This is a genomic window from Sutterella parvirubra YIT 11816, assembly GCF_000250875.1.
Classification (GTDB): Bacteria; Pseudomonadota; Gammaproteobacteria; order Burkholderiales; family Burkholderiaceae_F; genus Sutterella; species Sutterella parvirubra.
On sequence record NZ_JH604985.1, the window covers coordinates 44,403 to 55,642 of the forward strand.

9 protein-coding genes and 1 pseudogene are annotated in these 11,240 nt (G+C 65.8%); 7 read left to right on the forward strand and 3 right to left on the reverse strand.

The window, feature by feature from the left end:
* The 5 genes and pseudogenes from HMPREF9440_RS11495 to HMPREF9440_RS10695 all read left to right on the forward strand — a co-directional run.
* Positions 1-406: pseudogene (locus HMPREF9440_RS11495) on the forward strand (hypothetical protein); the annotation flags it as partial.
* Positions 403-2,103 carry a single-stranded-DNA-specific exonuclease RecJ gene (gene recJ, locus HMPREF9440_RS06670; protein ID WP_008542704.1) on the forward strand — a complete coding sequence of 567 codons (1,701 nt, stop codon included), beginning with the start codon at positions 403-405 and terminating at the stop codon, positions 2,101-2,103. The pseudogene HMPREF9440_RS11495 and the gene recJ, both read left to right, overlap by 4 nt.
* A 183-nt stretch (positions 2,104-2,286) precedes the next feature.
* A protein-coding gene (gene prfB / locus HMPREF9440_RS06675; RefSeq protein WP_148516499.1) for a peptide chain release factor 2 occupies positions 2,287-3,406 on the forward strand; the annotation gives its coding sequence in 2 pieces (ribosomal slippage) (positions 2,287-2,367 and positions 2,369-3,406; 1,119 coding nt in all).
* Between the two features lie 74 nt (positions 3,407-3,480).
* On the forward strand, positions 3,481-5,007 hold the full coding sequence (lysS, locus tag HMPREF9440_RS06680) for a lysine--tRNA ligase (protein ID WP_008542706.1): 1,527 nt from the start codon (positions 3,481-3,483) through the stop codon (positions 5,005-5,007).
* Positions 5,007-5,831 carry an NUDIX domain-containing protein gene (locus HMPREF9440_RS10695; RefSeq protein WP_008542707.1) on the forward strand — a complete coding sequence of 275 codons (825 nt, stop codon included), beginning with the start codon at positions 5,007-5,009 and terminating at the stop codon, positions 5,829-5,831. Before lysS ends, HMPREF9440_RS10695 begins: the two co-directional genes overlap by 1 nt.
* Here the strand turns inward: HMPREF9440_RS10695 and HMPREF9440_RS06690 are convergent.
* The 3 genes from HMPREF9440_RS06690 to HMPREF9440_RS06700 form a co-directional block, all read right to left on the reverse strand.
* Complete coding sequence (locus HMPREF9440_RS06690) at positions 5,816-6,649, reverse strand: SGNH/GDSL hydrolase family protein (RefSeq protein WP_008542708.1); 834 nt, start codon at positions 6,647-6,649, stop codon at positions 5,816-5,818. The genes HMPREF9440_RS10695 and HMPREF9440_RS06690 overlap by 16 nt on opposite strands.
* A 52-nt stretch (positions 6,650-6,701) precedes the next feature.
* Complete coding sequence (locus HMPREF9440_RS06695) at positions 6,702-7,904, reverse strand: porin (RefSeq protein ID WP_157180698.1); 1,203 nt, start codon at positions 7,902-7,904, stop codon at positions 6,702-6,704.
* Between the two features lie 148 nt (positions 7,905-8,052).
* Positions 8,053-9,039 carry a LysR family transcriptional regulator gene (locus tag HMPREF9440_RS06700; RefSeq protein WP_008542711.1) on the reverse strand — a complete coding sequence of 329 codons (987 nt, stop codon included), beginning with the start codon at positions 9,037-9,039 and terminating at the stop codon, positions 8,053-8,055.
* 222 nt (positions 9,040-9,261) lie between these two features.
* On the opposite strand from HMPREF9440_RS06700, the gene HMPREF9440_RS06705 reads away from it, so the two are divergent.
* Entirely contained in the window at positions 9,262-10,722 is a 1,461-nt protein-coding gene (locus HMPREF9440_RS06705; protein WP_008542712.1) for an argininosuccinate lyase, read from the forward strand.
* A gap of 57 nt (positions 10,723-10,779) precedes the next feature.
* A partial coding sequence (gene dcuC / locus HMPREF9440_RS12020; protein WP_040764449.1) for a C4-dicarboxylate transporter DcuC occupies positions 10,780-11,240 on the forward strand: 461 nt, incomplete at its 3' end.

Below are 11,240 nucleotides of genomic sequence, written 5' to 3' on the forward strand. Positions count from 1 at the left end.
GCTCCCACCCACGAAGATCCGCGCGGTCCTCTCGGACGACGCTGCGATCCGCGGCTGGGCCCAGAAGGCCGGGATGCTCAAGGACCGCACGACGCCCTTCGCGACCGCCTGGCGCGCGGCCCCGAAGGGGGACCTCCTGGCCGTCATCCCGCATCTGATGCGCCCGTGGCTGCGCGGAGACCTCGACGCCTGGCGCCGCGCGCTTCCCGAAGCGCACGCGGCCTTCATGGCGCTCAAGGCGGAGGCGGCCTCGGATGCGCGCGAAGCGGACGAACCCGTCGTCGTCATGTTCGGCGCGGGCACCTCCGCCACGATGACCCCGAAGGAAGCCGGGCTTCTTTCCTTCATCCGGCGCCCGAAGCCCGTGGCCCCCCTCCTTTGGCTCATCGACGGAGTCTCGCCTTGACCCGCATCCTCACCCGACCCTACGACGTGCGCGCCGCGGCGTCGCTCCAGCAGTGCGGCCACTCCGCCCCGATCGCCCGCGCGCTGGCCGCCCGCGGCATCACCTGCCGCGAAGACCTCGAACAGGAATGGAAGGGGCTTCTCTCCCCCGCGATGCTCGAAGGCACCCGCGAAGCGGCCGAGCGCCTCGCGCTCGCGCGTGAGCGGGGCGAACGCGTCATCATCGTCGCCGACTACGACTGCGACGGCGCCACCGCCTGCGTGGTGGGCCTGAGAGGCCTCCGCGCGATGGGGCTCACCGTCGACTATCTCGTCCCCGACCGCGTCCTTCACGGCTACGGCCTCACCGACGCCTTGGTCGACATCATCGCGGGGATGAACCCCCGGCCTGACCTCATCCTCACGGTCGACAACGGCGTTTCGAGCGCCGCACCCATCGCGCGCGCCGCCGCCATGGGGATCGACACGGTCGTCACCGACCACCATCTCCCCGGGCCGGAACTCCCGAAGTGCGCGGCGATCGTGAACCCGAACCTTCCCGATTCGGCGTTTCCGTCGAAAGCCTTGGCGGGCGTGGGCGTCATGTACTACGTGCTTTTGACGCTCCGAGCCCTCCTTCGCGAGCGCGGCGTCTACGACCAGACGACGCAGCCGAGGCTCGATCAATTGGTCGACTTCGTCGCGCTCGGCACCGTCGCCGACGTCGTGCGTCTCGACAAGAACAACCGCATCCTCGTGGCGCAGGGCCTGAAGCGCATCCGCCAGGGCCGCACGCACCCCGGGATCCTCGCGCTCTTCTCGGTCGCGCGCCGCGACGCCAAGGAAGCGAGCGTCGCCGACTTCGGCTTCGCCGTGGGCCCGCGCATCAACGCGGCCGGGCGCTTGGCCTCCATGGAAACCGGGATCGAATGCCTCCTCGCGGACGACCCCGAGCGCGCCCACTACCTCGCCGACTGCCTCAACAACACGAACCAGGAGCGGCGCACACTCGAAGCCGAGATGCAGGAGACGGCCTTGGCCGCGATCGCCGGGACGGACCTCGAGCAAACGCCCGCGCTCGCGATCTACGACGAGGGCTTCAACGAAGGCGTGGTGGGCTTGGTCGCCGCGCGCATCCGCGAGAAGACCAACCGTCCGGTCGTCGCCTTCGCGCCCTCCGAGTCCGGGAACCTCAAGGGGTCCGGGCGCAGCATTCCGGGGGTGCACCTCAGGGATGCGATCGACCTCGTCGCTAAGCGCCTCCCCGACGCGGTGCTCAAATTCGGCGGGCACGCGATGGCGGCGGGGCTGACGCTGCGGCCCGAGCGCCTCGCCGACTTCCGGGCGGCCTTTGAAGAGGCCGTGCGCACCTTGGCCGACCCGCACGCGTTCGAACACACCGTGATGACGGACGGGGAACTGCGCCCGACCGACATCACCGAGCGGCTCGTGATGGAAACCGACCGCCAGATCTGGGGTCAGGGGTTCGAGCCTCCGCTCTTTGCGAACACCTTCCGGGTTCTGAGCCAAAAGATCGTGAAGGACGCGCACCTCAAACTCACGCTGGAGCTCGGCACCGAGCGCTTCGGCGCCATCTTCTTCCGGCGCACGGCGGCCCTTCCCGGCACCGTGCGGCTCGCGTACCGCCCGGTCATCAACGCCTGGAACGGCCGCAGGACGGTCGAGCTCGTCGTCGAGGCGGCCGAAGCCGCCGAATAACGCCGTCCGGCGCTCCGGACACCTCACCCGCGGCCCGAAAATCCAAGGATTTCCGGGCCGCTTCGCTATAATGACGGCTTCATTTTCGGGGTGCGGCCCCGTCGACTCCCGACTTGGGGTGAGTCCGGCGGCCCGGCGCCCCCATTTCAACCCCATTCAAGTACTGAACGAGGTTTCCCACCCATGGAAGTCGAACGCATCAACCAGATCCAGAATCTTCAGGAAGACCTCAGCCGCCGGCTGATCGAACTTCGGGGGTATCTTTGACGTCGATCGCAAAGCGCGCCGACTCGAAGAAGTGAACCGTGAGGTCGAGAATCCCGACCTCTGGAACGACCCCAAACACGCCCAGGAAATCAGCAAGGAAAAGAAGCTCCTCGACGACATCGTCGGCAGCTTCCAGCGTCTGACCGCGGGCCTGAACGACGCCGCGGAGCTCTTCGAGCTCTCCATGGCGGAAGAAGATTGGGACACGGTTGAAGCCGTGGGCCAGGACGTCGAGGCGATCGAACGCGAAGTCGCCTCGCTCGAATTCAAGCGCATGTTCAACCAGCCGATGGACCCGGCGAACTGCTACCTGGAAATCCAGGCGGGCGCGGGCGGCACGGAAGCCCAGGACTGGGCGAGCATGCTGGAGCGCATGTACATGCGCTACGCGGAACGCAAGGGCTTCAAGGTCACCCTGGAAGAAGAAAGTGCGGGCGACGTCGCGGGCATCAAGTCCGCCACGCTCTACATCGAGGGCGAATGGGCCTTCGGAACGCTGCGCACCGAAACGGGCATCCACCGCCTCGTGCGCAAGAGCCCGTTCGATTCGAACGCGCGCCGCCACACCTCGTTCACGTCGGTCTACGTCTATCCGGAAGTGGACGACTCGATCGAAATCGAGATCAACCCCGCCGACCTCAAGGTCGACGTGTTCCGCGCTTCGGGCGCCGGCGGTCAGCACATCCAGAAGACGGAATCCGCCGTCCGAATCCACCACGTCCCGACCGGCATCATCACGATCTGTCAGGACGACCGTTCGCAGCACCGCAACCGCGAAAAAGCGATGCAGCAGTTGAAGGCGAAGCTCTACGAACTTGAAATGCGAAAGCGCATGGAAGCGCAGAACAAGCTCGAAGAGTCGAAGTCCGACATCGGCTGGGGTCACCAGATCCGCAGCTACGTCCTGGACCAGTCCCGCGTGAAGGACCTCCGCACGAACGTGGAAACAGGCAACACCGGCGCCGTTCTCGACGGCGATTTGGACCAGTTCATCGAGGCGAGTCTCAAGCTCGGCATCGGCCCCAAGGCCGAATGACGACCGCCGCAGGCTCCCGCTGACCGGGCGCGGGAGGCCCCCTACGGGCCTCCCGCCCCCAAGAAGGAAATCACATGGCTGAAAACGAAACCCAGTTGTCCGCCGCGCAGATCGCGGAGGAAGAAAACCGTCTCATCGCCGAACGCCGCGGCAAGCTCGACAAGCTCCGCGCGGCGGGCGTCGCCTACCCGAACGACTTCAAGCGCACCGACCTCTTCGGCGACATCCGCGCGAAGTGGGGTGAGGCCTCCGCCGAAGAACTCGAAGCCGCCAAGCCCGAAGTGGCCGTCTCGGGCCGCATGATGCTGAAGCGCGTCATGGGCCGTGCGAGCTTCGCGACGGTGCGCGACTTCACGGGCGAAATGCAGTACTTCATCGAACGCGAAGCCGTGGGCGAAGAATCCTACGCCGCCTTCAAGCAGTTCGACCTGGGCGACATCGTCGCGGTGAAGGGCACGCTCTTCCGTACGAAGACGGGCGAACTCTCGGTGCGCGCGCACGAAGTGCGCCTGATGACGAAGAACATCCGTCCGCTTCCCGACAAGCACAAGGGTCTCGTCGACACCGAAATGTGCTACCGCCAGCGCTACGTCGACCTCATCATGAATGAGGAATCCCGCTCGCGCTTCCTCGTGCGCTCGAAGGCGATCGCCGCGATCCGCGCCTTCATGCTGCAGAACCGCTTCCTCGAAGTCGAAACGCCGATGCTCCACCCGATTCCCGGGGGTGCCAACGCAAAGCCCTTCGTGACGCACCACAACGCGCTCGACATCGACATGTACCTGCGCATCGCGCCGGAGCTCTATCTGAAGCGCCTCGTGGTGGGCGGCTTTGAGCGCGTGTTCGAGATCAACCGCAACTTCCGCAACGAAGGCGTCTCGGTCCGTCACAACCCCGAATTCACGATGATGGAGTTCTACGCGACGTACTGGACGTACGTCGATCAGATGGACTACACGGAAGCGCTCCTGCGCCACGTCGCCATTGAGGCGACGGGCTCGGCCGTCCTTCAGTACCAGGGCCACACGATCGACCTCTCGAAGCCCTTCAAGCGCGTGACGCCGGTCGAGGCCATCCTCGAGCACGCCCCGCAGTACACGATGGGCGACCTCGAAAACGAAGAGTTCCTCCGAAGCGAGCTCACCCGTCTCGGCGCCCCGCAGCCCGACTACGTCGGCCTGGGTGCCCTTCAGATGGCGCTCTTTGAGGAAACCGCCGAATCGAAGCTGATCGAGCCCACCTTCATCATCAACTTCCCGACGGAAATCTCGCCCCTGGCCCGCGCCTCGGACGAAAACCACGACATCTCCGAGCGCTTCGAGCTCTACATCGCCGGCCGCGAAACCGCGAACGGCTTCTCGGAACTCAACGACCCGGACGACCAGGCCGCGCGCTTCCGCGCCCAGGTCGAAGCGAAGAGCCACGGCGACGACGAAGCCATGTACTACGACGCGGACTACATCCGCGCGCTCGAGTACGGCCTGCCCCCGACGGGCGGCTGCGGCATCGGCATCGACCGCTTCATCATGCTCTTGACCGACGCCGCGTCGATCCGCGACGTGCTGCTCTTCCCGCACATGCGTCCGGAAGCCGGCCTCTGATGCCCGAAGGCCTTCACGACGTCGGGACCTGGTTCCAAGCGTACCGGTCCCGACCCTTGCAAAGCCCCGAGTCCTTCGGGGCTTTGTGCTTGGGGCGCGCCGCGATCGGGTTCGTGGGACCGGATGCCGCCCGCGCGCTCGTCGAGCCCGGTTTGGCCGCCGTCGACGGGGAGACCCTGCGTCTCCCCGACCCCGGCACGCCTGAAGGCCGTGCGGGACTTCTTGAAGAGGTCCAGCGCGTCTTCATCGCCCGGGGGCTCGCTCCCGAACCCACGGGGGAGGCGTTGGGGCTTTTCGCGCTCCGCATCACCCCCTCTTCGATCGAGCCCGTCGGCGACGCCTTGGCCGCCGCCGACCGGTCGCTCTTTCGAGCATTGGGCGCGCTCACCCACGTTGTGCATTTGACGGCCACCCAAGGGGACGCGGTGCTCTTGGGGCTTCGCCCCGCGACGAAGCGGATCGGCCCGGGGCTCTGGGATTCGCTCGCGGCCGGCATGGTGCGGGCGGGCGAAACGCCCGAGGCCGCTCTGGCGCGCGAAGCGCTTGAAGAGGCAGGACTCGACGTCGCGCTTCTGCCCATCCGCACGATCCCGGGCGGCGTGCGCATGGAAGTACTCCCAGGAGAAGGACTGCTTTTGGAGAAGACCGTGCGCTTCGCGACCGAAGTGCCCGTCGGCTTTCCGCTTTCTCCGCGCCCCGGCGAAGTCGACCGCATCGAAGCCTTCCCGCCCGAGCGGCTGGCCGACGAAATCGCCCACAACCGCCTCATGTCTGAAGCGGCCGTGGGCGCTTTGGAAGTGCTTCGTCCTTACTTCCAGCCGTAGAAGTCCTTCACGGTCTTCCAGGCCACGCCGCGCAGGAACGCGGCGGTTTCTTCCGGCAGCGGCTTTTCGCATTCGCCGAGGTACGGAATCGCCTCGGGCGTGCGCCCGAAGAGCGAGGCGTAGAGCACCGCGCCGTAGAGGTACGTGCCGGCCATCGACGGATGGCTCTTGTCGGGCATGTACATCTCAAGGTCCGGCTTCTGACGGATAGCCTCCATGAAGGCCAGCCCCACCGGAACGACGCGCATCCCGGCTTCGTTCCCGATGCGGATCGTCGTGTCGGCGAGCTTGCGGATGTCTTCCGGCTTGTCCTTCTTCGGCCAGGTCATGACGAGAAGCGGCGTGCTCCCGGCGGCACGGATCGTCTCAGCGTGGGCCTTGGCGTACTTTTCGAAGTACGGCACGCGCTTCTTCGACGTCGCCGCGGTGGAGTGCCCCTGAAGCAGCACAACGTCGAACATCGGATGCTTGAGCTTGCCGTCCTCAACGTCCGCGTACGGGTCCTGCTCATGGGGCGACAGGTACTGCGCCACGTCGTGGAAGCTCAACGAACCCGAGCTGATCGTAAGGAGCCTTGTCTTCATCGATTCCTTCGGTTCCCCCTTCTGCATGAGGCCGCGGAGGGCCGTATGCACGCCGCAGTTGTAGAAGGAGTACGAGTTCCCGATGAGAAGCGCCACCTTGGGGCTCTTCTCAAGCGGTGCGGTCACCGAGGGCGCAACCTTGTAGTCGGCCGCGGCCGCTGGGACCGAAACCGTCGCCGCCACGGCGAACGTCGCGAGGGTCGCGAGCGCGGTCAGATGCTTTTCCCATTGCATGATGAGTTCCTCTTCAGCCCCCGGCTTTTCGAGCGGGGGCTTTTCGCATGGATCAGAAGGAATGGCGGATGCCCGCGATGAAGGACTTGAGGTGCGACTTAGTGGCGTCTTTTGCCGCGACGTTCCCAGTGGAGAGGTAGTTGATGCTGTCCGTCACATCCTTCCCGTGGACGTAGGCGCCCGCAACGTAGAAGTCCGTGCGGTTCGAGAACGGATAGAGGTAGCCCAGCGCGAACTGATAGCCCTCGACCTCCTGATCGTAGGTGTAACTCAAGGACCCATCGTCACGGAATCGCTTCCAGTCGCGTTCACCCTTGACGTAGCCCGTCGCCACCTTGAGCTCACCCCCAGCCACATCGATGTTGGCGCCGAGCACGAACCCATGGGTGTCGAAGCCCGTCGTGTTCTTTTCGTTGGTCGCGCTCCACGCCCCCTTGACGGACGAGCTGATCTTGCCGACGCGCGTCACGCCGTCACCGTACTGGTAGCCCGCGTGGATGCGGACCATCCCGAAATCGTACGAGCCGCCGATGTTGTAGGTCATCCAGTCGTCGCCGCGGTAGCCGGCGGTCCCGGGCGCCTGAGCATTCTTCGTGAACATGCGGTCGACGGCCGCAACGAAGCGAAGGCCGCCCGCACGGTACGTGACGCCCGCCGCGGCATAGCGGTCCTTGTAGGACGAGCGGACGGAGTCGTCCAAATCGATCCCGTTCGAAGCCTGCAGATGCACCTGGAAGCCCGCCATGCGGGGCGACGCATAGGTGATGCTGTTGTCGACGCGGGAACCCACGGCGCCCGAGAGCACCTGAGTCGACTGAGCTTCCTGCCAGGTGATGCCGAACGGGGAGACGCGGCCGGCGAAAATGCCGCCCGAATTGCCCGACACGAGGCCTGCCGTGCGGCCGATCTTGAAGTCGCCCCAACGCGTTTCGAGCCCGACAATGGAATTGCGGTTGAAGAAGCGGTCTTCGTCGCCCAACGCACCCGTGTCCGCATCGAAACCGGCCTCAACGTTGAAGTAGACCTTGAGGTCCGACGAGATTTCTTCCTTGCCGCGCAGACCGAAGCGCGAGCCGTTGATCTGCCCGGAATTCATTTCGAAGGAATTCTCGTGCCCGTCGCGGGTGTACTTGACGCCCTGGTCGATGATGCCGTAGACGGAAACGTCGGCCGCCTGCGCGCCGGAGGCGAGGAGCAGCGCTGCCAACACAGCCCCTGCGAGGGGCTTCACGACGGCCTGATGGGAATGGTTCATGGTCTTCTCCTGATTGGGATCCATTGCGGATTTGGTCTTCATCGGGCAAGGCTGAGTCGTTTCCCTGTCCGTTTGACCTCAACCCTAAACGGACACAACTGTGTGCAAAACAGGACCGACCACAAAGTAGATTTGCGCCGGGTGCAAATCAAGTTCTGAAGATTTCGTTGCGGTCCACCGCAACCTCGTCGTGGGGGAGCCCCACGATCGCCGAGACCTTCGCTTCGTAGGACGCAAAGACCTCCTGCATCGCCCGCGCATACCACTCGAAGAAGACACGCACGCGCCGCATGTGCCACGCGGCGCGGCCCGCGGCGATGAAGCACTCGACGGGCGGACGGAACCAACCCGGGAGAATCGGCACGAGCCTCCCGTCCAGGAGGTCTTCGTGGATCTGCACGAGCGGCATGTCGACCGCGACGCCCATGTCCTTCAGCAACGCATCGCGGATCGCAAGGATGTCGGTCGAGCGGATCGCCTGTCCGAACTGCACCGCCTCGCGGCGCCCGCCGCGAAAGAGCTCCTTCGTTTCCGCACGCACCGGCCCCGCGTAGATGAAGCCCGTATGCGCACGCAGCTGATCGGGCGAAACCGGCATCCCGTGGCGCCGGACATAACCGGGGCTCGCCACCGGCAGATAGACGTTTCGCCCGCGGCTCATGCAGACGAGCCCGGGGAGCGTCGGCATGCCCGTCAACGTCGCCACCTCGCAGAGACCCTTCTGGACGTCCGCCGCCTGAAGGCCGCTCAGAATCTCGATCGTGATTCCGGGATGCACGGCATAGAAACGCTCCAAAATCCCAGCGAGCCGCCGCGACGCGAAGCCCGGCGCGCTCGACAAGCGGATGCGGCCCTCCAGGGCCTTGGCGTCCTCCATGAGGGATTCGACCAAAGATTCGTGGGCGCGCAGGATCGGTTCGATCCGCTTCAGGGCGGTCTTTCCGGCGTCCGTCAGCGTGAGCGGCCTCGCCGCGTGCCGGATGAGCTCGCACCCCAGGCTCTTCTCCAGGGCCGCGATCGCGCGGGAGACGCTCGAGACCTCCACGTCCAGCACCTTCGCCGCGCCCGAGAGCGTCCCCGCCTTCGCGAAGACGACGAAGGCGCGCCAGGCATTGAGGTCGTCGATTCGGGACATCCGTTCCTCCGAGGATTCTTCCGGCCGCGAACCGCCGCCAGCCGGTGTTTCTCATGCAAAGAAGCCCGCAGCCGCCGCGGTTTTCTTCGCGTTTCTCCCGATCATTCTAACCTCCTTTGCTTTGCGTATTGCGCAAAGTGACTTTGCGCGTCAGGCCGTTGTCCGGCCACCTCGCCTTCAGCGAAACTCGGGGACATCAACCCACCCTCAGAGGAGAGGACCGTGCAGAACACCCAACCCGAAGCCGCCGCGAAGACCCAGCCCCGCGACGAATTCTTCTGGATTTCGACCATCAACAAGGCGACCGTCGTCGTGAACCGCGCCGAGGGCCTCCTGGACGACGCGACGGCGCGCCTCGCCGCCCGCGGGATCCGCGCCGTCGAAGAGGCGGCCGCCGTCGATCCCACGAAGCGCGTCAAGAAGTACATCGCCTACGAGCCGCTTCTCATCGCGGCGACGTCCCCCGAAGTGACCTTGATCCACGCGGGGCGCTCCTCCCAGGACATCCTCTCGACGATGCGCATGGCGCTCGACTGGGAGGAGGCGGCGCAGATCGCCGGAGCCCTCGACGACGTGATCGCGAAGATCCTGGATCTCGCCGAGCAGCACCGCGACACCATCGTTCCCAACTACACGAACGGCGTCGCCGCGCAGCCCAACAGCTACGCGCACTACCTCCTGGGCTTTGCGGCCTCGTTCCTGCGCGACCGCGAACGCCTGGCGCAGTGCCTCGTCCGATACGACATGTCGAGCATGGGGGCGACCGTATTGAACGGCACCGGGTGGCCCTTGAACCGCGCCGCGATGGCGGCCAAACTCGGGTTCGCGCGCGAAGTCCGGAACGCGTTCGACGCCACCTGCCAGGCGCCGGTCGACGCGGTCCTCGAAATCGCGTCCGTCGCCGGGAGCATCGCAATCCACGTCGGCAGCATGGTGAACGACATCATGGTTCAGTACGCGCAGCCGCGCCCCTGGATCATCCTGCAGGAAGGGGGCGAGAACACGTACGTGTCGTCGGCCATGCCGCAAAAGAGGAACCCCGGCCTCATGAACAACTGCCGCGCGGACGCGTCGGACGTTTTGGCGGAAATGAACGCCGTGCACATGCGCGCCCACAACGTCGTCCCCGGCATGACCGACGGGAAGAGCGTCGAGAAGAACACCCGCATGGCCCGCGCGGCGGTCGGGATGCTGAAGCGCTTCCTGAAGGTTCTCAACGCCCTTCGCATCAACCCGGAACGCGCCCTGGAGGAGCTGAACAGCGACTGGACCGCCTCGCAGGAGATCGCCGACCGATTGATGCGCAACTACGGGCTGCCCTTTAGGATCGGCCACCACGTCGCGAGCGCGATGGTCTCCTGGGCCCGCGCCGAGAACGTGCTGCCGCTCGCCTTCCCCTACGCCCAGATGCAGCGCATTTACGGCGACGTCGTCCGCGCGGAATTCCCGGAGGCGCCCGCCGACCTCCCCATGAGCGAAGCGGAATTCCGCGACGCCCTCGACCCGAAGGGGATCGTCGCCGCCCGCAGGACGAGCGGGAGCGCCGCCCCCGCGGAAGTCGACGCGATGCTGCGCGAAGCGCGTGAGGAACTTCAACTGCGCCGTGAGCGCCTTGCGGCGAGCGTCGCCGACAAGTGCGCGGCCGTCGCCGCACTGGAGCGCGAGTTCGCGGCCTTCCTCTGACCGAAGGAACCCTCTCATCAAGACCATTAGTCCCAAGACCACACATCGGAGAACCTCATGTCCGCACTTCTTCCCTGGATCGCCGTCGCCGTCACCGTGGTGGCGGGCTGGGCGCTCGTGAAGCGCTTCCAGACGCATCTCGTGCTGCTCTTCGCGGGGCTTGCGATCCTCATCTGCGTCGCCCTGATGGGTGACGCCTCCTTCCTCCCGAAGGGCGTCAAGCCCTCCGGCTTCTGGCTCTTCGACATCTTCGCGACGTTCAAGAACATCGCGACGAAGCAGAGCGCCGGGACCGGGTTCCTCATCATGACGGCGGGCGGCTTCGCCGCCTACATGGACCGCATCGGCGCCGCGAAGGCGCTGGTCGACGTCGCCGTGAAGCCCCTGGCGGCCCTCAGGGCCCCGTACCTCGTCTTGGCGGGCGGCTACGTCGTGGGGCAGATCCTCGTCATGGTGATCCCGTCCGCGGCGGGCCTCGCGATGCTCCTCTTGGTCGCGCTCTTCCCGATTCTCAAAGC